At 29.5% G+C, this 25,107-nt stretch carries 27 protein-coding genes and 1 pseudogene; 24 read left to right on the top strand and 4 right to left on the bottom strand.

From position 1 onward, the window contains the following. The first annotated feature begins 47 nt into the window (after positions 1 to 47). The 10 genes and pseudogenes from frdC to ACOTU8_RS06090 all read left to right on the top strand — a co-directional run bounded on the left by frdC (position 48) and on the right by ACOTU8_RS06090 (position 11,917). Entirely contained in the window at positions 48 to 830 is a 783-nt protein-coding gene (gene frdC / locus ACOTU8_RS06135; protein WP_422342177.1) for a fumarate reductase cytochrome b subunit, read from the top strand. Continuing rightward, the gene (frdA, locus tag ACOTU8_RS06130; protein WP_422342176.1) at positions 814 to 2,805 is read left to right on the top strand and encodes a fumarate reductase flavoprotein subunit; all 1,992 of its coding nucleotides are present in this window, start codon (positions 814 to 816) and stop codon (positions 2,803 to 2,805) included. The genes frdC and frdA overlap by 17 nt, the downstream gene beginning before the upstream one ends. Next, positions 2,798 to 3,523 (top strand): fumarate reductase iron-sulfur subunit, encoded by a 726-nt coding sequence (gene frdB, locus ACOTU8_RS06125; RefSeq protein ID WP_422342175.1) that lies wholly within the window; start codon positions 2,798 to 2,800, stop codon positions 3,521 to 3,523. The genes frdA and frdB overlap by 8 nt, the downstream gene beginning before the upstream one ends. Before the next feature lie 27 nt (positions 3,524 to 3,550). Beyond that, positions 3,551 to 5,737: a dynamin family protein gene (locus tag ACOTU8_RS06120; RefSeq protein WP_422342174.1), complete on the top strand. Its 2,187-nt coding sequence runs from the start codon at positions 3,551 to 3,553 to the stop codon at positions 5,735 to 5,737. Then, positions 5,727 to 7,556, top strand: coding sequence for a dynamin family protein (locus ACOTU8_RS06115; RefSeq protein WP_422342173.1), 1,830 nt, complete (start codon positions 5,727 to 5,729; stop codon positions 7,554 to 7,556). The genes ACOTU8_RS06120 and ACOTU8_RS06115 overlap by 11 nt, the downstream gene beginning before the upstream one ends. Beyond that, positions 7,556 to 8,260, top strand: a complete 705-nt coding sequence (locus tag ACOTU8_RS06110; RefSeq protein ID WP_422342172.1) for a tetratricopeptide repeat protein — start codon at positions 7,556 to 7,558, stop codon at positions 8,258 to 8,260. Before ACOTU8_RS06115 ends, ACOTU8_RS06110 begins: the two co-directional genes overlap by 1 nt. 134 nt (positions 8,261 to 8,394) lie before the next feature. Beyond that, complete coding sequence (locus tag ACOTU8_RS06105; RefSeq protein ID WP_422342171.1) at positions 8,395 to 9,123, top strand: gluconate 2-dehydrogenase subunit 3 family protein; 729 nt, start codon at positions 8,395 to 8,397, stop codon at positions 9,121 to 9,123. Between the two features lies 1 nt (position 9,124). Further along, positions 9,125 to 10,846 carry a GMC family oxidoreductase gene (locus tag ACOTU8_RS06100; protein WP_422342170.1) on the top strand — a complete coding sequence of 574 codons (1,722 nt, stop codon included), beginning with the start codon at positions 9,125 to 9,127 and terminating at the stop codon, positions 10,844 to 10,846. A 166-nt stretch (positions 10,847 to 11,012) separates the two neighbouring features. Beyond that, positions 11,013 to 11,688: pseudogene (locus ACOTU8_RS06095) on the top strand (hypothetical protein). 19 nt (positions 11,689 to 11,707) lie between these two features. Further along, positions 11,708 to 11,917 (top strand): hypothetical protein, encoded by a 210-nt coding sequence (locus ACOTU8_RS06090; protein WP_422342169.1) that lies wholly within the window; start codon positions 11,708 to 11,710, stop codon positions 11,915 to 11,917. Between the two features lie 63 nt (positions 11,918 to 11,980). Here the strand turns inward: ACOTU8_RS06090 and ACOTU8_RS06085 are convergent, their stop codons facing one another. Beyond that, positions 11,981 to 12,676, bottom strand: coding sequence for a putative metalloprotease CJM1_0395 family protein (locus ACOTU8_RS06085; protein WP_422342168.1), 696 nt, complete (start codon positions 12,674 to 12,676; stop codon positions 11,981 to 11,983). Between the two features lie 103 nt (positions 12,677 to 12,779). Between ACOTU8_RS06085 and ACOTU8_RS06080 the strand changes: the two genes are divergently transcribed. Together ACOTU8_RS06080 and ACOTU8_RS06075 are read left to right on the top strand one after the other, a co-directional pair. Then, a complete protein-coding gene (locus tag ACOTU8_RS06080) occupies positions 12,780 to 13,142 on the top strand; it encodes an HIT family protein (protein ID WP_422342167.1) in 363 nt (120 codons plus the stop codon). Between the two features lie 76 nt (positions 13,143 to 13,218). Next, positions 13,219 to 13,791: a YceI family protein gene (locus tag ACOTU8_RS06075; protein ID WP_422342166.1), complete on the top strand. Its 573-nt coding sequence runs from the start codon at positions 13,219 to 13,221 to the stop codon at positions 13,789 to 13,791. A gap of 4 nt (positions 13,792 to 13,795) precedes the next feature. On the opposite strand, the gene ACOTU8_RS06070 is transcribed toward ACOTU8_RS06075, so the two are convergent. Together ACOTU8_RS06070 and ACOTU8_RS06065 are read right to left on the bottom strand one after the other, a co-directional pair. Continuing rightward, a complete protein-coding gene (locus tag ACOTU8_RS06070) occupies positions 13,796 to 14,752 on the bottom strand; it encodes a hypothetical protein (protein ID WP_422342165.1) in 957 nt (318 codons plus the stop codon). A gap of 60 nt (positions 14,753 to 14,812) precedes the next feature. Then, a complete protein-coding gene (locus ACOTU8_RS06065; protein ID WP_002778401.1) occupies positions 14,813 to 15,022 on the bottom strand; it encodes a transcriptional regulator in 210 nt (69 codons plus the stop codon). Positions 15,023 to 15,190: 168 nt separating this feature from the next. Between ACOTU8_RS06065 and ACOTU8_RS06060 the strand changes: the two genes are divergently transcribed. The 6 genes from ACOTU8_RS06060 to ACOTU8_RS06035 all read left to right on the top strand — a co-directional run bounded on the left by ACOTU8_RS06060 (position 15,191) and on the right by ACOTU8_RS06035 (position 19,150). Continuing rightward, a complete protein-coding gene (locus ACOTU8_RS06060) occupies positions 15,191 to 15,592 on the top strand; it encodes a hypothetical protein (RefSeq protein ID WP_422342164.1) in 402 nt (133 codons plus the stop codon). 250 nt (positions 15,593 to 15,842) lie between these two features. Further along, a complete protein-coding gene (locus tag ACOTU8_RS06055; protein ID WP_422342163.1) occupies positions 15,843 to 16,196 on the top strand; it encodes a hypothetical protein in 354 nt (117 codons plus the stop codon). A gap of 49 nt (positions 16,197 to 16,245) precedes the next feature. Continuing rightward, positions 16,246 to 16,713 carry a hypothetical protein gene (locus tag ACOTU8_RS06050; RefSeq protein WP_422342162.1) on the top strand — a complete coding sequence of 156 codons (468 nt, stop codon included), beginning with the start codon at positions 16,246 to 16,248 and terminating at the stop codon, positions 16,711 to 16,713. A 77-nt stretch (positions 16,714 to 16,790) separates the two neighbouring features. After that, complete coding sequence (locus ACOTU8_RS06045) at positions 16,791 to 18,368, top strand: ABC-F family ATP-binding cassette domain-containing protein (RefSeq protein ID WP_422342161.1); 1,578 nt, start codon at positions 16,791 to 16,793, stop codon at positions 18,366 to 18,368. Then, positions 18,358 to 18,693: a hypothetical protein gene (locus tag ACOTU8_RS06040; protein ID WP_422342160.1), complete on the top strand. Its 336-nt coding sequence runs from the start codon at positions 18,358 to 18,360 to the stop codon at positions 18,691 to 18,693. Before ACOTU8_RS06045 ends, ACOTU8_RS06040 begins: the two co-directional genes overlap by 11 nt. Before the next feature lie 73 nt (positions 18,694 to 18,766). Then, on the top strand, positions 18,767 to 19,150 hold the full coding sequence (locus ACOTU8_RS06035) for a hypothetical protein (RefSeq protein ID WP_422342159.1): 384 nt from the start codon (positions 18,767 to 18,769) through the stop codon (positions 19,148 to 19,150). Positions 19,151 to 19,193: 43 nt separating this feature from the next. On the opposite strand, the gene ACOTU8_RS06030 is transcribed toward ACOTU8_RS06035, so the two are convergent. Next, the gene (locus ACOTU8_RS06030; RefSeq protein ID WP_422342158.1) at positions 19,194 to 19,778 is read right to left on the bottom strand and encodes an IMPACT family protein; all 585 of its coding nucleotides are present in this window, start codon (positions 19,776 to 19,778) and stop codon (positions 19,194 to 19,196) included. Between the two features lie 91 nt (positions 19,779 to 19,869). Between ACOTU8_RS06030 and ACOTU8_RS06025 the strand changes: the two genes are divergently transcribed. The 6 genes from ACOTU8_RS06025 to ACOTU8_RS06000 all read left to right on the top strand — a co-directional run bounded on the left by ACOTU8_RS06025 (position 19,870) and on the right by ACOTU8_RS06000 (position 25,026). Beyond that, complete coding sequence (locus ACOTU8_RS06025) at positions 19,870 to 20,286, top strand: GntR family transcriptional regulator (RefSeq protein WP_422342157.1); 417 nt, start codon at positions 19,870 to 19,872, stop codon at positions 20,284 to 20,286. A gap of 405 nt (positions 20,287 to 20,691) precedes the next feature. Beyond that, complete coding sequence (locus ACOTU8_RS06020) at positions 20,692 to 21,978, top strand: MFS transporter (protein WP_422342156.1); 1,287 nt, start codon at positions 20,692 to 20,694, stop codon at positions 21,976 to 21,978. A gap of 318 nt (positions 21,979 to 22,296) precedes the next feature. Next, positions 22,297 to 22,440: a hypothetical protein gene (locus tag ACOTU8_RS06015; RefSeq protein WP_422342155.1), complete on the top strand. Its 144-nt coding sequence runs from the start codon at positions 22,297 to 22,299 to the stop codon at positions 22,438 to 22,440. After that, positions 22,430 to 22,573 (top strand): hypothetical protein, encoded by a 144-nt coding sequence (locus tag ACOTU8_RS06010; RefSeq protein ID WP_422342154.1) that lies wholly within the window; start codon positions 22,430 to 22,432, stop codon positions 22,571 to 22,573. Before ACOTU8_RS06015 ends, ACOTU8_RS06010 begins: the two co-directional genes overlap by 11 nt. A gap of 496 nt (positions 22,574 to 23,069) precedes the next feature. Next, positions 23,070 to 24,296, top strand: a complete 1,227-nt coding sequence (locus tag ACOTU8_RS06005; protein WP_422342153.1) for a hypothetical protein — start codon at positions 23,070 to 23,072, stop codon at positions 24,294 to 24,296. Beyond that, positions 24,289 to 25,026 (top strand): ATP-binding protein, encoded by a 738-nt coding sequence (locus ACOTU8_RS06000; RefSeq protein WP_422342152.1) that lies wholly within the window; start codon positions 24,289 to 24,291, stop codon positions 25,024 to 25,026. Before ACOTU8_RS06005 ends, ACOTU8_RS06000 begins: the two co-directional genes overlap by 8 nt. Positions 25,027 to 25,107: the final 81 nt, after the last annotated feature.

Here is a 25,107-nt window from a genome sequence, read left to right as displayed (position 1 = left end):
AATATAATGAAATGGATTTTTTAATTTCTTTTTACAAAGGAGTAAAGATGAGTGAGCTTATCGAAGGTTATTTGGGTAGGAGCATTGAGGGCAAAAAGAGCAAGATGCCTGCAAAATTAGACTTTATCCAAAGTGCTTCAGGGCTTTTTTTAGGTCTTTTTATGTGGGTACATATGCTTTTTGTTTCTACGATTTTAGTCAGTGAGGATTTTTTTAATTCTGTGGTCCATTTTTTAGAATTAAAATTTGTTTATGATAATCCTATTATGAGTTATCTTACTTCATTTTTAGCTGCCTGTGTTTTAGTAGTTTTTTTTGTCCATGCTTTACTTGCAATGAGAAAATTTCCTATTAATTATCGTCAATATCAAATACTAAGAACACATAGTAAAAAAATGAAACATAGCGATACTTCATTATGGTGGGTTCAAGCTTTTACAGGTTTTATTATGTTTTTCTTAGGTTCTGCTCATCTAATTTTTATTGTAACCAATGCAGATAAAATCAGTGGTGATATGTCAGGAGATAGGGTTGTAAGTCATTTTATGTGGCTTTTTTATGTTGTTCTTTTAGTATGTGTGGAACTTCATGGAAGTATAGGCCTTTACAGACTTTGTGTTAAATGGGGATGGTTTGAAGGAAAAAATGTAAGAGAAAGTCGTAAAAAGCTTAAAACTGCTAAATGGGTAATTAGTATTTTCTTCTTAATTTTAGGCGTGTTAAGTCTTGCGGCGTTTATAAAAATAGGTTATGAAAACTATCAAAATCAAATTCAAACTACTGCGATGATAAAAAACTACAATGGAGCAAATTATGAATATACAATATAGTGATGCTTTAGTAATAGGCGGAGGATTGGCAGGTCTTAGAGCAGCTATTGAGGTAGCAAAAAGTGGTCAAAGTGTAACACTTTTAAGTATTTGTCCGGTAAAACGTTCTCACTCTGCAGCAGTACAAGGAGGTATGCAAGCAAGTTTGGCAAATGGTGCAAAAGGCGAAGGAGATAATGAAGATCTCCATTTTGCAGATACAGTAAAAGGAAGTGATTGGGGCTGTGATCAGCAAGTAGCAAGAATGTTTGCACAAACTGCACCAAAAGCAGTACGTGAGCTTGCAGCTTGGGGTGTACCTTGGACTAGGGTAACTAAGGGACCAAGAACTGTTGTAATCAATGCACAAAAAACTGTAATTGAAGAAAAAGAAGAAGCACATGGTCTTATCAATGCTAGGGATTTTGGTGGAACTAAAAAATGGAGAACTTGTTATATTGCAGATGCAACAGGGCATTGTATGCTTTATGGTGTAGCAAATGAAGCCATTAAACATCAAGTAAAAATCATTGATAGAATGGAAGCAGTAAGAATCATTCATGATGGTAAAAAGTGCTTAGGCGTAATTGCTAGAGATTTAACCAATGGTCAATTAATTGCTTATATTGCAAGAGGAACTATGATAGCAACAGGTGGTTATGGTAGAATTTATAAACAAACCACAAATGCGGTAATTTGCGAAGGAACAGGTGCAGCTATTGCCCTTGAAACAGGACTTTGCAGACTTTCAAATATGGAAGCAGTGCAATTTCATCCAACTCCTATTGTGCCAAGCGGTATTTTACTTACTGAAGGTTGTCGTGGTGATGGTGGAATTTTGCGTGATGTGGATGGATATCGTTTTATGCCTGATTATGAGCCAGAAAAAAAAGAACTTGCAAGCCGTGATGTTGTAAGTCGTAGAATGATGGAGCATATTCGAAAAGGTAAAGGTGTAAAAAGTCCTTATGGGGATCATTTATGGCTTGATATTTCTATACTTGGTCGTGCACATGTGGAAAAAAATCTTCGTGACGTACAAGATATTTGTAAAACTTTTAATGGAATTGATCCAGCAGATGAAGGACCAAAAGGTTGGGCACCTGTTTTACCTATGCAGCATTATTCTATGGGTGGAATTAGAACTAAGCCAACAGGAGAAAGTCAATGGTTAAATGGACTTTTTGCTTGTGGAGAAGCAGCTTGCTGGGATATGCATGGATTTAATCGTTTGGGCGGAAATTCATGTGCTGAAACTGTTGTGGCAGGTATGATAGTAGGAGATTATTTTGCAGATTATTGTAAGAATAATGGAGAAGTGATTGACACAAATATAGTAAAGGATTTCTTAAGTAAAGAGTATCAATATTTAAAATCTTTAGTGGATAAAGAAGGTAAATATAATGTTTTTGAAATCAAAAATAGAATGAAAGAAATTATGTGGGATAAAGTAGCGATTTTTAGAACAGGTGAAGGTTTAAAAGAAGCAGTTGATGAGCTTGAAAAACTTTATAAAGATTCCCAAGATGTAAAAGTGCATTGTAAAGAGCTTGATTGTGCTAATCCAGAGCTTGAAGAGGCGTATAGAGTTCCAAGAATGTTAAAAATTGCACTTTGTGTAGCTTATGGGGCACTTTTAAGAACAGAAAGTCGCGGAGCACATTATAGAGAAGATTATCCAAAAAGAGATGATTTAAATTGGATGAAAAGAACTAATACTTTTTGGGTAGAAGGAGAAACTTTACCACGTGTAGAATATGAAGAGCTTGATATTATGAAAATGGAAATTCCACCAGCATTCCGCGGATATGGTGCTAAAGGAAATATCATAGAAAATCCTTTAAGTGAAAAACGTCAAGCTGAAGTAGATGCTATCCGTGAAAAAATGGAAGCTGAAGGTAAAGGTCGTTATGAAATTCAAGATGCCTTAATGCCTTATGAATTGCAAGCTAAATATAAAGCACCAAACCAAAGAATAGGAGTTGATTATGAGTAGAAAGTTGACAATAAAAGCATTTAAATATAATCCTTTAAGTAAAATTTCTAAACCCCATTTTGTAACTTATGAGCTTGAAGAAACTCCTTTTATGACGGTTTTTGTATGCTTGACTTTAATTCGTGAAAAAATAGATGCGGATTTAAGCTTTGATTTTGTTTGTCGTGCAGGGATTTGCGGATCTTGTGCAATGATGATTAATGGCGTGCCAAAACTTGCTTGTAAAACCTTGACAAAAGATTATCCTGATGGAGTGATAGAGCTTATGCCTATGCCAGCATTTAGACATATTAAGGATTTAAGTGTAAATACAGGTGAGTGGTTTGAAGATATGTGTAAGCGTGTTGAAAGTTGGGTGCATAATGAAAAAGAAACTGATATTTCTAAACTTGAAGAACGTATAGAACCTGAAGTTGCAGATGAAACTTTTGAACTTGATCGTTGTATAGAGTGCGGAATCTGTGTAGCTTCTTGTGCAACTAAACTCATGCGTCCAAATTTTATAGCAGCTACAGGGCTTTTAAGAACAGCTAGATATTTGCAAGATCCGCACGATCATAGAAGTATAGAAGATTTTTATGAATTAGTAGGTGATGATGATGGTGTTTTTGGTTGTATGTCATTGCTTGCTTGTGAAGATAATTGCCCTAAAGAATTACCTTTGCAAAGTAAAATCGCTTATATGAGAAGACAGCTTGTCGCTCAAAGAAATAAATAAATCTTTCCCCTTTTTAAAGGGGAAATTATGAAAGAACTATTTCAAAAAATTTGGCAAAATGAGCTCCAATTCTTAGATTTTAATGCTAAATTTCAAGACAAAAATAAGCTTGATGTAACCGAATATGCTATTATTTTAAGTGTTAATAAAGATAATTATGAAAGATATTTTCTTTTAAAAGAATTTCAAGAGCTTTGCAAAAAAATTGATTTAAGAGTAGATATTTTTAGTATTCAAAGTGCTCAAGTTTGTATTTTAAATCTTTTTAAATCAGGTTTTATTTTAAAACAAGACTTACTTAAAGCTTTAAAAATATTAGAAAAAATTTCAAAAAATACTGAAATGTTTGATTTTATTTTAAAAGAATCGGTTCAAGAAGTTGATCAAAAAATTTTATTTCAAAATGATTTTAAAGAATTAAATACTATTAATTTGGAGCTTCAAAAACTAAGTTTTAATCAAGATTTAAAATTAAGACTTCAAAAGACTTTAGAAAAATTTCAAAATTTAAAGTTTAATGTGGCCATTACAGGTGTGATAAATGCAGGGAAATCAAGTCTTTTAAATGCTCTTTTAAAGGAAGATTTTTTAGGCGTTTCAAATATACCTGAAACAGCTAATTTAACGGTTTTAAATTATGGCAAGAGTGAAGAGGTAAAGATATATTTTTGGGATAAAAAAGAGTGGCAAAATATACTTGAGAGTTCGCACTTTAATGCAGATTTGAAAGAATTTATTGATAAACTTAGCAAGAGTGTAAATATAGAAGATTTTATCAAAGATAAACCCTTAATACAAAATATCGCACTTTGTGAGCTTAAAAATTTCAGTTCCGCTAAAAATAAAATTTCAGCCTTAATTAAAAAAATAGAAATTAAAAGTCATTTAGAATTTTTAAAAAATAATATTTCCATAGTTGATACTCCAGGACTTGATGATATCATAATTCAAAGAGAAATTGTGACAAATGAATTTCTCAAAGAAAGTGATTTTTTAATTCACCTTATGAATGCTTCACAAAGCTTAACTCAAAAAGATGCAGATTTTTTGGTGCATTGTCTTTTAAATTCAAGACTTAGTAAATTTTTAATCATCTTGACTAAGGCGGATTTATTAAGTAAGAAAGACTTAGAAGAAGTTATTATTTATACTAAAGACAGATTAAAATCAAGACTCGTAGATTTAGATGAAAATTTGGTTGAAAAGATTGATTTTTTATGTGTGAGTGCTAAAATGGCAAGTGATTTTTATAAGGGTTTAGCACCTAAAGAAAGTTTAGAAAAAAGTGGTATGCAAGAATTTGAAACATATCTTTTTAATGAACTTTATACAGGAGAAAAAAGTAAGATTGCCTTAAGAGCTTATAAAAAAGAATTGCATTTAGAACTTAAGAATATTTTGAGTGAATATGAAATACAAAATCAAATGATAAAAGAAAACAAACAAGATTTAAGCGAAGAAAATCAAAATCTTTTGCTTGAATTTAAAAATCAAGCTGCAATTTTAAAAGAAGTTCAAGATGAAATTTTAAATTCTATTATAAAGCTTAAAAATATAGATAATGGTATAGATAATCTTGTTTTGCTTTTAGCTAAGAAACTAAAAGAACGTTTAATAGATGAGTTTAAATATCTAAAAAATAATGCACAAAAAATTAATATATCTCGTATTTTGAATATAGTAGATATCACCACAAAAGATGGGATTAATGATATTTTAAGAGAGATTAAATTTGAAAATATTAAAAAAATTGAAGAACTTAAAACAAATTTATCTTTAAAGTATGATTTTTTAAAAGATGATTTTGATAATGGTTTTGAAAATTTCAAAGAAGGAATTTCAAGAAATATAGACAGTATTTTTCAAAGTGAAAAATTTGCTCTTTTAAGATTAAAAATTGAAAAATTAAGCAGTTTAAAATCAGATTTATATGAACTTGAAACGAGTTTAGATTCGGTTATTTTTGATACTTTTAAAGAATTTAAAATAAGTGAAATTTTAAATTCTTTAGATATTAATGGAGTATTTTTTAATTTTTTAAATGAAAAATTAAAGCATTATAAAGAAAACCAAAAGGTAAAACTAGAGAGTCTTGAAAAGGTTTTAGAGAGTATGAGAAATCAAGATGCTGATATTTTAAAATCTTACGAAGAAAATTTAAAGAAAATTGAAAAATTAAAACAACTTGAAGCAGGGCTTTTAAATGCAGATTAATCTTTTAAATGATTTTATAAAAGCCTATGAAAACGCTTATAATTTGAGTTTTGATGATAGTTTTAAAGGGTATATTCAAAAGCTTTGTAAAAAACTTAATGAACCTTTTATGCATATAAGTCATGCTTTGGAAAATGAATTAAAAGAGCTTATATTTTCTTTGGATAAGAATGTTAATATTGCTATTATAGGGCAGTTTTCAAGTGGTAAATCGAGTTTGTTAAATTTGATTTTAGGGCGTGATTGTTTGCCTACAGGTGCTGTTCCTGTTACTTTTAAACCTACTTTTTTACGCTATGCAAAAGAATATTTTTTAAGAGTAGAATTTGAAGATGGAAGTGATATTATCACAAATATAGAAGAATTACCCTTTTATACAGACCAAAGAAATGAAGTAAAACAGGCAAAAAGTTTGCATATCTTTGCACCTATTGCTTTGCTTGAAAAAATCACTCTTGTAGATACTCCTGGTTTAAATGCAAATGAGAGTGATACTTTAACAACCCTTGGTGAACTTAAAAATCTTCACGGGGCAATTTGGTTAAGCTTGATTGATAATGCGGGCAAAAAAAGTGAAGAAGATGCTATAAAGGCAAATTTAGAACTTTTAGGGGAAAATAGTATTTGCGTGTTAAATCAAAAAGATAAATTAAATGCAGAAGAATTGGATAATGTTCTAAATTATGCAAAAAGTGTATTTTTAAAATACTTTAATGAGCTTATTGCTATTTCATGTAAGGAAGCTAAAGATAAACAAAGCTATGAAAAGTCTAATTTTCAGTCTTTGCTTGATTTTTTAACCCATTTAGATACAACAGCTTTAAAAGAAAAATTTGTTAAAAGAAAAATTTTAAATTTATGTGAAATTTTAGAAGATGAAAACCAACTTTTTGTAGGTATTTTTGATCGTTTATTAAATCAATTTCAAAGTTATGAAAAGCACTTGCTTTTAGTGTATGGGAATTTTTTAAAAGAGATTGAAATTTTAAATCATCGGATTTTAGAACAGCTTAAAAGCATTAGCGAAAGAATTGCTAATGAAATTTTTACAAGTATTAAAGAAAAAGATGCTTATTTTTATAAAGAAAGCAAAGGATTTTTAAAGAAAGATTTATACATAAGATATAATTATAAAACCCCTTATATTTCAAGTGATGATGCTTTTTTGGCGATGTTTTATAATAGTGATGTGATGAGTAAAGAGTTTAAAAAAATCAAAAATGAACTTTATAAATCTTTTGAAGAAATCAAGATGAAATTAAAAGACTTTATAAACATACTTGAGAGAGAAATTTTGCTTTTTAAAGCAGAATTTTCAAACATACAAAAAGATCATATTTTCCAAAGTGATAAAAATTTTAGCGAATTAAGAGCTTTTTGCAATGCAAGTGACGAGTACTTTTTGAAAGATTTTAAAGAACTTTTATTTAAAAGTATTTTAGAATTTGATTTGTTTTTGGAAAAATTAAATCTTAAGGCTTTTACAAATTATGAAAATGCTACAAAATTAAGCCTTGCATTTTTTAGTCGTAAAATCAATGAAAGTCGTATTCTTTATGAGCTTGATAGTTCTGAATTTGTACTTTTTTATCCTAAGAAAAGTGAAATTTATGAAAGAGTTTTAAATGAACTAAATGTCTATGAATTTGAAGCTTTGCTTATCAATAAACCTGTTTTGACAAAAATTGCGAAAAATTTCTTAGAACAAAGTCAAAATTTAATTCAAGAAAAAAATAAATTTTTAGATCTTAAAAAAGCAGAATTTCAAAAAAGAAGAACGCAGATTTTAAATGTTAGAGAAAATATAAAGGAAGATTGATGAGAATATTTTTAGCTTTATTTTTATTTTTTAATTCATTGTTTGCATTAAGTGAATTAGAAGAGGGTTTAAAATTTTACGAAGCAAATAAATTTGATAAAGCTTATGAAATTTTTAAAAGTCTTTGTGAAAAAGATATTTCTAAGGCTTGTTTTTCTTTAGCTTTTATGCATGAGAGTGCTATAGGTGTGAGCAAGGATTTAAATCAAGCTTATAAATTTTATGATAAAGCTTGTAAATTGGGTTTAGCAAATGCGTGTTCTAATATGGCTTTGCTTTTGCAAAATCAAGGTTATAAAAATGAAGCTCTTTTGGCTTTTAATAAAGCTTGCACTTTGGGAGAGGCATTAAGCTGTAATAATATAGCTTTATTTTATGAAAAAGAAAAAGATGGACAAATGGCCTCAAGTTTTTATAAAAGATCTTGTGATTTAAAAAATGCAAGAGCTTGTTATCAGCTAGGATCTTTATATGATAAAGGAGAGCTTGTTAAGGCAAGTGTAAAATCTGCTCTTGCTTTTTATTCTAAATCTTGCACTTTAGGTTTTGGTGAGGCTTGTTATTTATTAGGACGCTATAATCAACTAGAAAAACAAGATCTAACAAAGGCAAAAAGATACTTTGGTATGGCTTGCGATCAAAAACATCAAGAAGCTTGTGCAGCTTATAAAGAACTTAATTCTAAAGATATAGAGCTTTATTAAAAGTTCTATTTTCATTACTTTCAAAGATATGCTTAAATAGAATTAAGAATAACACAAAATTTATCGCTTTTTAAAGTTAAATTTATATTAATAGGACTAATATAGTCTTGTTTAAATTATATCAAGGAGGAGTAATGCAAGATAATATTATTGATCGCAGAAGCTTTTTTAAACTAGGACTTTTAGGTGGTTCTGTAGTAGCAGCTAGCACTATAGGTGGAGGTGCTGTTTTAAAAGCAGTAGAACTTACGCATTCGCATCAAACTTCACAAGAAAAATCAAAAAAAATTAGAGGTAGAATGTTTTTTCAAACTCAAACTGAATTTGATACCTTAAGTGCAGCCTGTGAAAGAATTTATCCTAAAGATGAGCAAGGGGAAGGGGCTATAGGTTTAGGCGCACCTTATTTTATCGATAATCAGCTAGCTAGTGCTTATGGTTATAATGATAGAGAATATATGCAAGGACCTTTCATAGAGGGTAAAGCTGAACAAGGCTATCAAACTCCTATGCAACGCAAAGATATTTTTTTAGAAGGCGTGCATGCTCTTGAAGAAAATGCTCAAAAGCGTTATAAAAAATCTTTTTCTTTACTTAAAGGTGGAGATCAGGATAAAATTTTAAGCGATTTTGAAAAAGGAAAAATTCAAACTACAGGTTTTAAATCTTCTTATTTTTTCACACTTTTAAGAGATATGACAGTAGCTGGAGTTTTAGCTGATCCAATTTATGGCGGAAATGATAATAAAAATGGTTGGAGAATGATGCAATATCCAGGTGCACAAATGAGTTATGTGGATAAAATTGCAAGTGATGAATTTTTTAACATTGAACCTATGAGTTTAGCAGATATGGAGAGTTAAAATGGCTGAAGTATTAAAAAAAGTAGATGTGGTAACAGTTGGAGCAGGATGGACTGGAGGTATAGTGGCCGCAGAGCTTACTAAAGCAGGTTTGAATGTGCTTAGTTTAGAACGCGGACACATGCAAAGTACTGAAAATTTTAATTTTATCCATGATGAGTGGAGATACGGGATTAATTATGGTTTGATGCAAGATTGCTCAAAAGACACTGTGACTTTTCGTCATGATCCTAGTGGTTTAGCCTTGCCTTATCGTAAAATGGGTTCGTTTTTATTGGGCAATAATGTTGGCGGTGCAGGGGTGCATTGGAATGGTTGGACTTTTAGGTTTATGCCTTATGACTTTGAAATTCAAACCCTAAGCAAACAAAGATATGGTAATAAATTAGGCAATGATTATACCTTGCAAGATTGGGGTGTGACTTATAAGGATATGGAGTCTTATTATGATAGATTTGAAAAAACCTGTGGGGTATCAGGTGAGCCAAATCCTTTAGCGGAAAAAATGGGGGCTTTTAGATCTAGTCCTTACCCACAAGAACCTCTTGAAAATACTAAGATGCTTAAACGATTTGAAAGTGCAGCAAAAAGTTCAAATTTACACACTTATCGTTTGCCGGCTTCAAATTCTAAAGGTGGCTATACAAACCCTGACGGTCAAGATTTAGCTCCTTGTCAATACTGTGCATATTGTGAACGTTTTGGTTGTGAGTATGGTGCAAAAGCAAGTCCTTTAAACACAGTAATTCCAAAGGCTATGAGCACAGGCAAATACACCATACGCACTTATAGCAATGTAACGCAACTTCTTAAAAAAGATGGAAAAGTAACGGGGGTAAAATTTGTCGATACTAGAACGATGAAAGAGTATATTCAACCTGCTGATATAGTTGTGCTTACTAGTTATATGTTTAACAATGCTAAACTTTTAATGGTAAGCAACATAGGTGAGCAATACGATCCAAAAACAGGTAAAGGAACTCTAGGTAGAAATTATTGTTATCAAATGAATATGGAAACAACAGCTTTCTTTGATGAGCAATTTAACACCTTCATGGGTTCAGGTGCTTTAGGGACTACGAGCGATGATTTTAACGGAGATAATTTTGATCATTCTAAGGAAAAATTCCTTCATGGAGCTATGATTTATAGTGTTCAACTTGGAACTCGCCCTATACAATCAGCCCCACTTCCAGCAGGAGCTCCAACTTGGGGTGCTGAATTTAAAAAAGCGTTAAACTATAATTTCACAAGAGCTATTACTGTAGCAGGACAAGGTGCTTCTTTGCCTCATAAGAATAATTATTTAAGTCTTGATCCAACCTATAAAGATGCTTTTGGCATGCCACTTTTACGCTTAACTTATAATTTCACCGATCAAGATAGAGCTTTGCATAAATTTATCACAGATAAAACAGCTGAGGTAGCAAAAAGAATGCAAGGAGTAAAATCAATCAAAAAAGGTGCATATCTTAAGGATTATAGCGTTATGCCTTATCAATCCACTCATAACACAGGTGGAACAACAATGGGTGCAGATAGAGAAACTAGTGTGGTTAATACTTATTTGCAACACTGGGATGTGGATAATCTTTTTGTTGTAGGGGCAGGAAATTTCCAACACAATAGTGGATATAATCCAACTGATACTGTAGGAGCTTTGGCCTATCGCTGTGCTGAGAGTATTTTAAAATATCACAAAAGTGGAAAAAGTTTAGCTTGATAATAACTTGAGAGTTTTTGAAAACTCTCAAGATTATAAATTTAATTTTCTGCCGATATAGTACAATATCAAAGAAGGCAAAAATGATTAATGGTATAAATTCTTATTCAAACTACAATTATACAAAAGGGCAAATGGAGTCTACTCTTGGAGGATGGTATGCAAAATGATTACTTTAAGTTCTTTTAATAGATATTTTGGAAATAATCCCCTACAGACACTTACTAAAATTAGAGATGAAAGTATTGAAAATGGAAATCCTGAGCTTACAAAAGAAGCAAGAGAAAAACTTGGTAATAGTTTTATAAATGTATACAAGGATTATGTGAAATTAAGCGATAAAATAGAATTTGTTGAAGGATCAATAGAAGATAAACTTAGGAAAAATGAATTTTCAGAATCTGAGGTTAAAAGCTTATTTACATGGATAGATGAAAATACAAAATCACCCCATTGGATGGAAGTTGATGGGGTGAGTTATGATGAAGCTTATACTAAACTCTTTCATACAAGCAAAAATATAGACGAATTTAAAACAAAATATCTTGAGCTTCAACAAAAATATTTAGTCGATTTTAGAAATATTAATTCATCGCAAAAAAATTCAGAAGAAAACAAAGAAGAAACTTTCAAACCTATACAAGCAGAAAGTAAAAACAAAGAAACTTACAAAGATGATAGCACAAGAAACGAGCTTGTAAAAAAAACTGTTAGAAGGTAAATTTAGCACTAGTAAAGAATTAGAACTTCTTTTTGGTATGAAATTTAGTGATGATGCAGGAGAATTTAACAAAATCCTTTCTTTAAATTCTGTACCAAAAAGTATAGATATTAAGGCTTGAAATTAAAAAAGGATAAAAAATGTTAAATATTTTACATGCAAATTCAAGTCATCGTTTCCATAAGTGTATGCCTAAGGAAGTTCATCAAATATATGACACCTTAAAGCTTATGGAACAGCAAGAAGATACAAAAAAATTAGAAGCCAAAAAAGAAGAGGAGCAAAGTAATACTACAAATGTGGATAAAGCAGATAATAAAAAAGATAAATTTTTAGATATGTCTGTTTAGTTTTAAAACAAAGCTTTATTTATAAGGAAGATTGGTGTAAATTTTTTATTTAAATTAAGGATTTTAAGATGCAATATTGAATTTAATGTCGTTATTTTGTGAGTTTTGTTGATAAGTTCTAGCGACAAAATTTTTAAAGTCTTTATCAAAATTTGAATTTTTATCGTTGTTTTTTGAATCTTTATCTGTTTTTTCTAAGCTATTTTCTGAATTTTTGTCATCTTTTTCTTTATTTTCTTCTTCTTTTTCTTTGGTTTCTTCGGCTTTAAGCTTCATTGCTTCAGCTCTTGCTTCAAATTCCATTTTTGTAGCATTTGCTGCAACTTTATAATCTTGCGGACTAGGATCAGCAGGAGCCATAGCTGCTGCTGCAATTTGTCTTGCATTGGCTATAGTTTCTTCGGGCGTATTTCCTTTTTGCATGCTGATAGGAACTTCGCCCGCTGTAGCATACATTTGATTATCAGGTCCTCTTGTGTAAGTAAAACTTGCAGCACCTGCTAAGCCGCCACCTGCTGCTTGATGTGCAGCTTCATGAGCCTTTACATTTCTATCGATACTTTGGAGTTCGCGAACTTGAGCTACTTCTTTTTGGTTTAGTTCTACGCCATTAACCATTTGGGTTTGTTCGTCATTTTTTTCTTTATCATCTTTATTTTCGCTGAGATTTTTTTCATCTTTTTGAGTGAAATTAGATTGATTTGTTTTATCAAGGGAAGAGTTGCTAGAATAATAATTATAACTTGAGTTAATTTGCATTTCCTCTCCTTTTTTATTTTTTGAAAATTTTAACGTATTTTGACTTAAAAATTTGATAAATTTTGTAGAATAATTATAAAATATAATATTATAAAGGGATGTAATGATTTATCAAAATGATTTGATTTATATAGAGAAAGAAGAATCTCAAGTGCCTTGGATTAAAATTTTTACTAAAGAAATTTATAAAGAATTTAGCGATTGTCCTTTAGAGTTACAAAAAGAACTTTTTGAAAAAATTTTACTTTGTGAAAAAGCTATGATCGAATTTTACAAACCTGAAAAAATCAATATCGCCTCTTTTGCAAATTATGTTCCAAGAGTACATTTTCATATAATGGCAAGATTCAAAGAAGATGCATTTTTTCCAGAGTGTATATGGGGAAAACAGCAAAGAGAAATGATAAAGCTTGATTTACCTAAATTTGAAGAATTTGTAAAATTTTTAAATGCTAAAATTTTTTAATTTATATTAATTATATATTATTTTTTATCTAATAAAATTTTATACGATTGAAAATTATTATAAAAAAAGGAAAAAAATGAAAAAAATTTTGTTAAGTTCATTGGTGGCAGTGTCTTTGTTAGGCACAGGCTTGTTTGCTAAGGAATATACTTTAGATAAAGCTCATACAGATGTAGGCTTTAAAATTAAACATTTGCAAATTAGCAATGTAAAAGGAAATTTTAAAGATTATTCGGCAGTGATTGATTTTGATCTTGCAAGTAATGAGTTTAAAAAACTTGAAGCAATCATAAAAGTTGCATCTGTAAATACAGAAAATCAAACAAGAGATAATCACTTACAACAAGATGATTTTTTCAAAGCAAAAAAATATCCTGATATGACTTTTGTAATGAAAAAGTATGAAAAAATTGACAATGAAAAAGGTAAAATGACAGGAACTTTAACTATAGCTGGAGTTTCTAAGGATATTGTTTTAGATACTGAAATCGGCGGTGTAGCTAAGGGTAAAGATGGAAAAGAAAAGTTAGGTTTTTCTCTAAATGGAAAAATCAAACGTTCCGATTTTAAATTTGCAACAAGCACTTCAACTATTACTTTAGGTGATGATATTAATTTAAATATCGAAGTTGAAGCTAGTGAAAAATAATTTTTTAGCTTAAGAGTTTTGCTCTTAAGCTTTGTAAATTTTTACCTAAATTTTCTTTACTTTCTTGCCAAATTAATTTAAAATCTGGTTTAAAATTTTCATTTTCTAAATTAAATTCCGTGTTTTTCAAGGTTGATTCTAAAAAAGCAAGATGATTTAATGCTTGGTTTTTATCATTAAAAATTAAAATAAAATCATTTTCTACGATAAAAATTTTTGCTCTAAAGCGTTTTAAAATTTTTGCAATTTGTTTTAAAATGAGTTTAGCATAACTTTCTTTGGTATTTTTTAGTTCATTAAAATGAAGCAAAGCAATGGTATAGTTGTTTTTTCCTTTTACAAAGCGTGCAAGATTTTTTTCATTGGGTAGTTTTGTTAAGGTGTCAAAAAAAGCTAGTCTATAAGCGTGATTTAAAAGATAAAAACAAAAAACCAAACTTGCAAATTCAAAATACCTTATTCCTATTCCTTCTTGGAATAAAAACTGAAAATATGCAGCAAAAAATGCGATAAGAAGATAATATTCTTTGGTTTTAAAGATTTTGATAAAAACAAGCATTAAACCGACTAAAAAAAATAAAAATCCTAATTCACTTATAGGTTTAAAAAAATCTAATGTAATAAAATGAAATTCTAAACCAGCGCTATTAAAAGTAGTATTTCTAGGTAAAATGATACTTAAAATGCCTATAAAAATAAGGGTTGTAATTGAAGCGATATTTTTTTTACTTAAAATTAAAGTATGATGTTTTCCAAGGCAAAATAGGGTAAAAACCATAGGTAAAAACAAAGCCACAAATAAATTAGCTTGAAAAAAACTTGTATAAAAATAAGGCAACTTAGCTCCTAATAGTACTAAAGTTAAAAAGAAAATTCTTGAATTTTTAAAGTAAAAGGATAATACAAGTGCTGAAATTTCAAAAATAAAACTCAATAATATTAAAAAATCTAATAAAAACATTTCAAATCCTTGATTTTAATAAAAGTGATCATTGTATAGAAAAAAGCTTAAAAGTGGATTTTATTTAAATTTAGCAATTTCATCTTGTATGGTTTGTTCTATATGAAGCAATTCTTCATGAGTTTTTTTGCTATTTTCTAAAAGTTCATCAAATTTAAAGCCAAGCATAACAATACGATATAAATTGGGTTTATATTTTCTCCAATTATATAAAGTGCTAACATCAATGTCTAGTTCATATGCCATATCACGCTTGCTCTTTTTTGTCATTTTTTACCTTAAAAATTTAGTCTTTAAAAAATTTTACATTAAAATTTCTTTATTAAAAACACTTGAAATATTCAATCTTTTATATAAAATATATTTAATATTTCAATATTAATTAAGTTATAGTATGGAATAATTCTAAGGAATTTTTTAATTTTTAAGGAGAAATGTATGGATTTTAATTCAGTTCTTTTCAGCATTGGTGATAAGTTGCCAAAAGATGCAACATCTACCGTGATGCTAAAAGAGAAATTTGATCGCTTAAATGAGGATAAACAAAAAGAGGTAGTAGCACAGCTTCCAATGATAAAGCTAAAAAGTCCCGCTCTAGTATTTTGGGTAGGGACTTTTTTATTTGGTACTTTTGGAGTGGGTCGTTTTATGATAGGAGATTGGGTTTTAGGGCTTATACGCTTAGGAATTACAATTGTAGCTATGTTTTGCAGTATTTTAATGATTACATATAGTGCTTTAGGGATAATATATGGTTTGTTGTGGCTTGTAGATATGTTTTTAGTGGGTAAAAAATTAAGAAAACAAAATTTTGAAAAGATTGCAAATATTATACAATAATTTCGAGTTTTTATGAAAAATAATCAAAAATAAGTTTGCAAAATATTTTTATCAAGTTTTTAGTAAATTTTGTTTTTGTGGCAAGTGAGGTTTAGAATTCTTAAGCAATAAAGAAAATTGCTTTTAAATATTTTGTCTGTTGCTCCAAATATTGCACAGGTTTTTTAGAGATTACAAGTAAAATGGTGCACTTGGTACAGATGAAGAGAAACTAAAATATTATTTAGGTGAACAAAAAAGGAGGAAATTAATGAAATGTTTTAATGTGAAATTTATGTTTGTTGGAATTTTGGCAGTATTTTTGAGTGCTTGTAGTAGCGGTATTCCAAAATGTAGTGATCAAGATGTACAAAATGTTTTAACTGAGATTATTTTAGAACACAATTTTGGTAGATTTTCTGAGGTTGATCGTAAAAAGTTGAAATTTACTTATAGCGGTTTTATGAGCGATTTAACCGATAAGGAAAGTAAAACACAGTATTGCAAAGCTCAAGTAAAAGCAAATGGAAGTATTGATTCTCGCCCTTACAAATGGGATGCTTGGATCGAGTATTTTGCTAGATATACTGATGATGGTATGGTATATGTAGAAATTACCAGATAACCTTTTAAGGCAAAAATGCCTTAAAAGGTTAATTTTGAGGAGGCTGGATATGGACTATAATGTTTTTCTTTTAAATATACAAGATAAAATAAATCAAGAAGATTTTTTCAATTTAAAGCTTAAGTTTGAACAATTACAAAATAAAAAAGAAGCTTTATCAAATTTGGTATTTTTAAGACTTCAAGATCCTATAAAACCTTTAATTATGAGTATGATATGTGGTTTTTTAAGTCTAGGTTGGTTGGCAATCGATAGATTTATGATAAAAGACTATGCATTAGGAATATTGCGTATAATATTATCTTTATTTCCTTGTGTGTTATTTTTGATACTAGGAATTAGCTATGAAAATGATGCTAATTTGGATATTTCTGAAATTTTTTTCGGGTTGTTTGGAATTTTTCTATTATTGGGCATTATTTGGTGGGGAGTAGATTTATTTTTAGTCTATAAAAAAATTAAAAAACAAAATTATAATAAAATTATAGAATTTATTTTTAACTATCAAAAAATTTAATTTTAAAATTAAAAATTCAAGCCTTTTTTGCTACAATTTCTTAAAAATTTTTATAAGTAAAAAATTTAAGGAAAATCATGGTCGAAGTAAAAAATCTTACTATGCGTTTTGCAAATCAGCTTTTATTTGAAAATGTGAATTTAAAGCTTGTTCGAGGACAAAGATACGGACTTATTGGTGCTAATGGTGCGGGAAAATCGACTTTTTTAAAAATTCTTTCAGGAGAAATTGAGTCAAGTAGTGGTGAAATAGTATTTGATGAAGGTTTGAAAATCGCAGTTTTAGGACAGGATCAATTTGCCTTTGAAAATTACACTATCAAAGATGCAGTGATGTGTGCAAACAAGCGTTTATATGAGGCTTTAAAAGAAAAAGAAAAGCTTTATATGAGTGAGGAATTTACCGATGAGATCAATGAGCGTTTAGGTGAGCTTGAAATGATATGCGCAGAAGAGGATCCAAACTATGATTGTGAAGTGCGTTGTGAAAAAATTTTAAGCTCTTTAAAGATTAAAGATTTTGATGCTTTGATGAGTACTTTACAAAGTGCAGATAAATTTAAAGTTTTACTTGCCCAAGTATTATTTTTAGGTGCAGATGTATTATTTTTAGATGAACCTACAAACAACCTTGATTTAGAGGCTATTTCTTGGCTTGAAAATGAACTTTTAAGACATGAAGGAACTTTAGTTGTTATTTCTCACGATAGACATTTTTTAAATAAAATTTGCACAAGAATTTTAGATGTGGATTTTAAACAAATTAGAGATTTTGCGGGAAATTATGATGATTGGTATATGGCTTCTACTCTACTTGCTAAACAAGCAGAACTTAAACGCGATAAAGCCTTAAAAGAAAGAGAAGAATTAGAAAATTTCATTCGTCGTTTTAGTGCAAATGCTTCTAAGGCAAAACAAGCCACAAGCCGTGCTAAGGCACTTGAAAAACTAGAGCTTGAAGAGATTAAAATTTCAAGTCGTAGAGATCCTAGTATAGTGTTTAGAACCAATCGTGAAATAGGTAATGAAGTTTTAGAATTTAAAGGTATAGGCAAGGCTTATGATAAACAATTGTTTTCAAATTTGGATCTAAAAATAGAAAAAAATGATAAAATCGCTTTGATTGGGGCAAATGGTGTGGGCAAAAGTACTTTAGCAAAAATTATCGCCCATGCTATAAGTCCAGATAGTGGATCTATACATCTTGGGGCAACTATAGAGCTTGGATATTTTCCTCAAGATACAAGTAATTTAATTTGTGAAAATTTGAAACTTTATGAATGGCTTATGAGTGAAAAATTTAAAGATCTAGATGAAATTCGTAAGTGTTTAGGTAGAATGCTTTTTAGTGGCAGCGATCAAGAAAAAATGGCAGCAAGTTTAAGTGGGGGTGAAAAACATCGTTTAATGCTTTCTCGTTTAATGCTAGAACGTCCAAATTTCTTGCTTTTAGATGAACCTGATAACCATTTAGATCTTGAAAGCATTATTGCATTAGGCGAAGCTTTGTATAATTTCAAAGGTATAGCGCTTTGTATCAGCCACGATAGAGAATTAGTTTCTGCTTTTGCTAATAGAATTTGGCATTTAGAAAATGGTAAGCTTACAGATTTTCATGGAACTTATCAAGAATTTTTAGGAGAAAATGATGGCTAAATTTAGAATTCAATACAGCGCAGGTTTTGGACATTATACGCAAAATCACAAGGGTTTTGGGCCTACGATTTATATAGAAGAAGTCGTAGAGTTTGATAATGGCAAGGATTATTTTGATTATATAGATTTTTATAAAACTTATTCAAAGAGCGATGATACTTATTTTCATATCAGTTTTTTAGAAGATAGACCTCTAAGTGATAAGGAAATCACGATTCGCAATGAATATCGCAAAATGCGTGATGAAAACTGCAAAAAAGCTAAAGAAGAATTTATAATTAATAATGAGCTTGATGTGGAACATTTGCCCACTCATCATGATTGAAAAACATCAATTTTTATATAAAAGGAACACTTTTTGCTTGTATAGTTTTTGCATATTTTGAAAGGAGAAAACTATGCAGGTAAATTATAGAACGATTAGCTCGTATGAATACGATGCTATTAGTGGTCAGTATAAACAGGTGGATAAACAGGTTGAAGATTATTCTTCATCTGGAAATTCTGATTTTATGGATATGTTAAATAAGGCGGATGAGAAGTCAAGCGGAGATGCTTTAAATTCTAGCAGTAGTTTTCAAAGTAATACGCAAAACTCAAATTCAAATTTAAGTAATTATGCTCAAATGTCAAATGTTTACGCTTATCGTTTTAGACAAAATGAAGGCGAGTTGTCTATGAGAGCTCAAAGTGCTAGCATTCACAATGATCTTGCGCAACAAGGCACAAATGAACAAAGTAAGAATAATACTTTGTTAAATGATTTATTGAATGCAATTTAATTAAAAGCTCCATTTTGGAGCTTTTGTATTTACTTGCAAGAATTTATAACTTCTCTATTTCAAAAGGTGCAAAATTTTTACAAAAAATTTCAAATTTTTGCTCCTCTTTTTCATTTAATTTGATATGTAATATAGCTTTGCAATCCTTAAAATCTTTTGTAAAATTAAAAGAATAAGTTTTTAAAAAATGTTCAAAACGATTTAAATTTTTCAAATCAATAGCAATGGTTATATTCTTTTTCAACTCGAATGAAAGTAAAGAAGAATTATTGATCACGGCATTTGCCGCATCACTATAAGCTCTTACAAGTCCCCCTGTACCAAGTTTTATACCACCAAAATATCTTACAGTGATTAAAGCCGCATTGATAAGATCATAGCCCCTTAGAACATTTAAAGTTGGCATTCCAGAAGTTCCTTTAGGCTCTCCATCATCGCTTTTATCTTCTACAATTTGATTAAAATCATTTAAAACGCGATAAGCATAGACAAAATGAACAGCTTTTGGATGCTCTTTTTTTAGTGTTTCTATTAAAAATTTAAAATCTTTAAAAGGGCAAAGAAAAGATAAGAAAGTAGATTTTTTAATATCGATTTGTGTTTGAAAAATTTGATTAATAGTTTGCATTTTTGCCTTTTTTGTTTAAAATTATACCTAGTAAAAACTAAAATCAATTTGAGTCTTAGGGGTTATAATATCCCAAAAAAATCAAAAAATTTTGAGTGATAGAATTTATGATTTTATTATCAAATCTATTAAAGATGGAAAATTAAAACCTAATGATAGAGTTAAAGAACAAGACTTGGTAGAACAAACAGGACTTAGCAGAACTCCCATAAGAGAAGCTTTGGGATTGTTGCAAAATGATGGAATTTTGGTGCAAGATGGTAAAAATGGGCTTATTGCTGCAGGACTTGATTTAATTTCTATTACGAAGCTTTATGAGATCAGAAAATTGTTAGAGGGTGAAGCTGCTAAACTTGTGGCATTACACGTCTCTATGGCCGAAATTGAAATTTTGGTTAATATTTTAAAAGTTCAGAAAAATATTAAAGAGCTTAATGAACTTAGGGCTAGTAATATTTTATTTCATCGGACTTTTGTATCGTTGCTCAGGAAATCATTATCTTTTTAAAATTATGGAAAATTTGGATCGTTCTTTATTGCTTCTTGGTGATAGTGCTTTAGCCAAGGAAAATCATCCTAAAGAAGCTTACAAGGAGCATTTAGCTGTTGTTATGCTATTAAAAAGAGAAATACTTTAGAGGCAGAAAGATTAGTAAAATTTCATATTCAACAAGCTTATAAAATTTGTTTAGATAATATACTTAAAAAATAATTTACTATTCTTAATTTTTAAATCTACTAATTAAAAATACACAGATATTAACACTTGCAATCCAAATAAAAAATATTAATTTTTTATTTCAACTTTCTGTGTAGCTTTGTAACTTAAAAAATACCTTTGAATACAAAAAAAATATTTTAGGACTAAAAAATTTCTAAAACTAGTTTATAATGAAAATAAAAAGGAGGCTATATGGCAAGAAGGTCTAAGGGCGATGCTAAAACCATTTTTAGCGTTGCTAGCGGCAATTTTTTAGAAATGTATGATTTTGCGGTTTATGGTTTTTATGCTGCATTTATTGCTAAAGTATTTTTTCCTGCTCAAAATGAATTTATTTCTTTAATGCAAAGTTTTATGGCTTTTGGAGTTGGCTTTTTAATGCGTCCTATCGGAGCTATAGTTCTTGGAACTTATATGGATAAGCATGGTAGAAAGAAAGGTCTTGTTATAACTTTAGGTATTATGGCTTTTGGAACTTTAACCATAGCCTGTTGTCCTGGTTATGAAAGTATAGGCATTTTAGCTCCTATTATTGTGGTAATTGGAAGGCTTTTGCAAGGTTTTAGTGCTGGAGCTGAAATAGGTGGAGCAAGTATTTATTTAGCAGAAATTGCACCAAAAAACTTACGCGGTTTTTATGTTTCTTGGCAAAGTGGATCTCAGCAAATTGCTACCGTATTTGCGGGTGCTTTGGGCGTACTTTTGCATTATCTTATAGGTGATGCTATTATGCAAGCTTGGGGTTGGAGAATCCCTTTTATCATTGGATGTTTGGTTGTACCTTATATTTTTTACATAAGAAGAACTTTAGATGAAACACCTGAATTTAAAGCAAAAATTCACCAAGCTCCAAAAACCTTTGGAGCTATTTTCAAAAGCATTAGAGAAAATATACCTATAGTGATTTTTGGAATCATGTTTGTAATGATGACGACAGTAACTTTTTATTTTATCACTTCTTACACTCCAACTTTTGCCAATAAAGTTTTGCATTTTAGTAAATTAGAAAGCTTTATGATTACTGCTATTATAGGACTTAGCAATACTTTTTGGTTGCCATTTTCTGGTTTTATTGGAGATAAAATAGGAAGAAAGCCTATTTTATTAACCATGACTTTTTTAGGTGTTGTTAGTGCTTATCCTATGTTAAATTTTTTAACAAATAATATTTCTTTTGCCAATTTGGTTTTAGTGGAATTATGGTTTAGTTTTATTTTTGGTGCTTATAATGGGGCTATGGTGGTTTCTTTATCAGAAATCATGCCTAAAAATGTAAAAGCTTTGGGTTTTTCTTTTTCTTATTCTATAGCGGTGGCAATTTTTGGAGGATTTACCCCTGCTGTTTCAACTTATTTGATAGAAAGAACTAGCAATCCTGCCTCTCCTGCATTTTGGCTTACCTTTGCAGCCATTTGTTCTTTTGTGGCTTCTTTGATTATTTTTAAAAAAGGTGGAATTTATGAAAGACAACAAAAATGAGAATGAAATGGAATTTGATATAGTGGTTATAGACGGGGGGGGGGGAATGCAGCTCTTTGTGTGGCTATAGCAGCAGCTAGAAAAAAATAAAAAATAGCACTTTTAGAAAGCTCTCCAAAAGAATGGAGAGGAGGAAATTCTCAACACACTAGAAATTTGCGTTCTATGCACGATGAGCCTACGGATGTCTTGATTTAAAGTTATAGCGAGGATGAGTTTTTTGAAGATGTTTTTAAGGTGACTAAGGGATAAACCAATGAAGAATACGCTCGTTTTGTCATTTCTCGTACTCCAAAGGTGGTAGAGTTTGCTAAAAATATGAAGTGCGTTTTCAACCTTCCATGCGAGACTTTACGCTTAGGACGTACGAATGCTTTTTTCTTATGGGGCGAAAAATCTTTAGTCAATGCTTATTTTAATACGGCAAAAAATTTAGGGGTTGAAATTTTTTATGAAATTTGAAGCTTTGTATTTGATGGTAGAAAATGGATGCTGTAAGGAAATTTTGGTTTTGGATAAAAAACAAAATCAAGAAGTGAAAATTAAAACCAAGGCTGTAATCGTTGCAAGCGTGGGATTTGAGTCAAAATTCTGAATTTGTGCGTATGTTTTATCGCTTTGTCGTGCTTTTAAATACAATAGCGAGGAAGAAATATGATATAATAATGCCTGTGTTTTAAGGCATTATTTAAATTATTTTAAAAACAAAATTATTTTTTTATAAAACCAAAATCTTTTAATTGATAAATTTATGATTATCTTTGATAAGATAAAGAAATTCAAGCGAAAGTGTTTGTGTATATAAAAAAGTTAGTACAAAGAATTAAGATTAAGATATGGAGAATTACTTCAAGATATGAGCTAAATAGATGGAGATTTGCTTATTTATAAGATAAATAGTATTTTTTGGTAGTTAGTATTGCTTTATTTTTCTTATCCTATTTTAAGATATAGTAAATACTCGTATTTATTTTTTATTGTATTTTTGTTTGCCTTGACTGGCTTAAAATTTTTCAGTATTTATCATTTGACTTGCTTTTTAATATTTATTTTGGTCGATATTTTAAGTTTAATTTTGTAAAATTTTTATTATGGAAAAAATCAAAAATTATAAACTTATCATCATTTTACTTAGTCTTGATTTGTTGGCTTTACTTTATGGAATTTCAACACTGAGTATTAGCGCTGATGAAGCTGATATTTATTTTGGTGAGCAGGGTAAATCGCTTATTTTTTCTCATAGTTTGCTTTATTATATATCTCATTTTGGAACTTTTATTTTTGGGCAAAATGATTTTGGTTTAAGGCTTCCTTTTTTATTTTTTCATTTTTTAAGTTGTTTGCTTTTGTATTTGCTAGCGTTAAAATATACTAAAACTAAAATCGATGCTTTTTTTTCTTTATTGTTATTTGTTTTATTGCCGGGTACTGTTGCAAGTGCTTTACTGGTTAATGCCGCATCTTTGGTGATTCTCTTAACCCTTGCTATATTATGTGTTTACGAATATGAAAAAAAATGGCTTTTTTATATATTATTGATTATAGTGTTATTTGTTGATAAATCTTTTAATATTTTATTTTTAACTTTTTTCTTTTTTGGAATTTATAAAAGAAATGCTATTTTATTTACCTTATCTCTTGTTTTGTTTGGAGCGAGTATCAGTTTTTATGGTTTTGATACAGGTGGGCGCCCAAGAGGTTATTTTTTAGATACTTTAGGAATTTTTGCTGCATGTTTTTCTCCTTTGGTTTTTGTGTATTTTTTTTACACTATTTATCGTTTGACTTTTCAGAAATATAAAAATTTATTATGGTTTTTAATGAGTGTAACATTTGTATTTTGTTTGTTGCTTTCTTTAAGACAAAAACTTTTTTTAGATGATTTTTTACCTTTTTGTGTTATTTGTACTCCACTGCTTATAAAAACTTTAATGCAAAGTTATAGGGTGAGATTACCGGTTTTTCGATTAAGATATAAAATCTTTATAGAATGTTCTATAATTTTTTTAATATTTTGTTACTTTTTAATCATCGCTAATCAATTATTATATTATTTTATAAACAATCCAAATCGTCATTTTGCCAATAATTATCATTTTGCTAAAGAATTGGCGCTAGAATTAAAAAAACAAGATGTTTTAGAACTTACAACAGCTCCAAGTTTGCAAAAAAGATTGCGATTTTATGGAATAAAAAATAGCAATAAGTTTTATTTAAAAGCTTTAAAACAAGCTGATAAGTATGATATGGACAAAAAAATTGTTAAAGTAAAACTTGGAAAATATGAAAAAGTATATCAGATTTTAAACTATGATTAAAGCTTTTAGTTTGTTAGAATTTGTGTTTATAATTCTTATTTTAGGTATAGTTTTTAATTTAGGCAGTCTTTACTTAAAAAAAGACAATCTACTAGAAGGCGCAATACAAATTCTTAATGATATCCAATATACCCAAAGTTTAGCCATGATGCAAGAAGGTATAAGAGTTGATGAGTTGGCTATCGCAAAAAGGGAATGGTTTAAAAGTAAGTGGCAGATTTATTTTATAAAATCAGCTGCTACAGGTTATGATCAAACATATACTATTTTTTTGGATAAAAATGGCGATGGAAATGCTAATTTAGGTAAAACTGAAATCAATATAGATAGAGAAATTGCTGTTGATGTAATCAATCATAATAAATTAATGAACTCAGGTCAAAGTGGAGTTATTAGTAAAGATGATGAAAAAACTACACAAAGATTTAATATTACAAAAAGATTCGGAATAGAAAAGGTTGAATTCAAAGGATCTTGTTCAGGATTTACTAGATTAGTATTTGATGAAATGGGCAGAGTGTATTCTCCATTAAAAAATGCCAATTATGCCTATGAAAAAACTTTAGCAAAGAATAATTCAGATTGCATTATACGTTTGTTATCAAAAAAGCATGCTCTTTGTATCGTTATAGATACGCTTAGCGGTTATGCTTATATTCCAGATTTTAAAACACTTAAAAGTCAATTTGTTAATGTAAAAAATAAAAATTACGAGTGCTCTAAAATATAACCCCCCCCCCCATTTTTTAACCCACCAAATATTTACACAAATATTTATACTATTTAATCCTTTATTTAATCCCCTTTTAAG

It is taken from the genome of Campylobacter jejuni (genome assembly GCF_049221745.1).
In the GTDB taxonomy this organism is placed as follows: domain Bacteria; phylum Campylobacterota; class Campylobacteria; order Campylobacterales; family Campylobacteraceae; genus Campylobacter_D; species Campylobacter_D jejuni_E.
This window is presented reverse-complemented; position numbering and strand designations above follow the sequence as displayed.

Coding starts and splice junctions, on each gene's coding strand:
- ACOTU8_RS06090 (WP_422342169.1), top strand. CDS start 11,708: ATGTTAAATATTTTACATGCAAATTCAAGTCATCGTTTCCATAAGTGT.
- ACOTU8_RS06000 (WP_422342152.1), top strand. CDS start 24,289: ATGATTAAAGCTTTTAGTTTGTTAGAATTTGTGTTTATAATTCTTATT.
- ACOTU8_RS06100 (WP_422342170.1), top strand. CDS start 9,125: ATGGCTGAAGTATTAAAAAAAGTAGATGTGGTAACAGTTGGAGCAGGA.
- ACOTU8_RS06115 (WP_422342173.1), top strand. CDS start 5,727: ATGCAGATTAATCTTTTAAATGATTTTATAAAAGCCTATGAAAACGCT.
- ACOTU8_RS06110 (WP_422342172.1), top strand. CDS start 7,556: ATGAGAATATTTTTAGCTTTATTTTTATTTTTTAATTCATTGTTTGCA.
- ACOTU8_RS06120 (WP_422342174.1), top strand. CDS start 3,551: ATGAAAGAACTATTTCAAAAAATTTGGCAAAATGAGCTCCAATTCTTA.
- frdC (WP_422342177.1), top strand. CDS start 48: ATGAGTGAGCTTATCGAAGGTTATTTGGGTAGGAGCATTGAGGGCAAA.
- ACOTU8_RS06105 (WP_422342171.1), top strand. CDS start 8,395: ATGCAAGATAATATTATTGATCGCAGAAGCTTTTTTAAACTAGGACTT.
- ACOTU8_RS06035 (WP_422342159.1), top strand. CDS start 18,767: ATGCAGGTAAATTATAGAACGATTAGCTCGTATGAATACGATGCTATT.
- ACOTU8_RS06060 (WP_422342164.1), top strand. CDS start 15,191: ATGGATTTTAATTCAGTTCTTTTCAGCATTGGTGATAAGTTGCCAAAA.
- frdA (WP_422342176.1), top strand. CDS start 814: ATGAATATACAATATAGTGATGCTTTAGTAATAGGCGGAGGATTGGCA.
- ACOTU8_RS06045 (WP_422342161.1), top strand. CDS start 16,791: ATGGTCGAAGTAAAAAATCTTACTATGCGTTTTGCAAATCAGCTTTTA.
- ACOTU8_RS06040 (WP_422342160.1), top strand. CDS start 18,358: ATGATGGCTAAATTTAGAATTCAATACAGCGCAGGTTTTGGACATTAT.
- ACOTU8_RS06020 (WP_422342156.1), top strand. CDS start 20,692: ATGGCAAGAAGGTCTAAGGGCGATGCTAAAACCATTTTTAGCGTTGCT.
- ACOTU8_RS06080 (WP_422342167.1), top strand. CDS start 12,780: ATGATTTATCAAAATGATTTGATTTATATAGAGAAAGAAGAATCTCAA.
- ACOTU8_RS06065 (WP_002778401.1), bottom strand. CDS start 15,022: ATGACAAAAAAGAGCAAGCGTGATATGGCATATGAACTAGACATTGAT.
- ACOTU8_RS06005 (WP_422342153.1), top strand. CDS start 23,070: ATGGAAAAAATCAAAAATTATAAACTTATCATCATTTTACTTAGTCTT.
- frdB (WP_422342175.1), top strand. CDS start 2,798: ATGAGTAGAAAGTTGACAATAAAAGCATTTAAATATAATCCTTTAAGT.
- ACOTU8_RS06070 (WP_422342165.1), bottom strand. CDS start 14,752: ATGTTTTTATTAGATTTTTTAATATTATTGAGTTTTATTTTTGAAATT.
- ACOTU8_RS06030 (WP_422342158.1), bottom strand. CDS start 19,778: ATGCAAACTATTAATCAAATTTTTCAAACACAAATCGATATTAAAAAA.
- ACOTU8_RS06055 (WP_422342163.1), top strand. CDS start 15,843: ATGAAATGTTTTAATGTGAAATTTATGTTTGTTGGAATTTTGGCAGTA.
- ACOTU8_RS06015 (WP_422342155.1), top strand. CDS start 22,297: ATGAAGTGCGTTTTCAACCTTCCATGCGAGACTTTACGCTTAGGACGT.
- ACOTU8_RS06010 (WP_422342154.1), top strand. CDS start 22,430: ATGAAATTTGAAGCTTTGTATTTGATGGTAGAAAATGGATGCTGTAAG.
- ACOTU8_RS06075 (WP_422342166.1), top strand. CDS start 13,219: ATGAAAAAAATTTTGTTAAGTTCATTGGTGGCAGTGTCTTTGTTAGGC.
- ACOTU8_RS06050 (WP_422342162.1), top strand. CDS start 16,246: ATGGACTATAATGTTTTTCTTTTAAATATACAAGATAAAATAAATCAA.
- ACOTU8_RS06085 (WP_422342168.1), bottom strand. CDS start 12,676: ATGCAAATTAACTCAAGTTATAATTATTATTCTAGCAACTCTTCCCTT.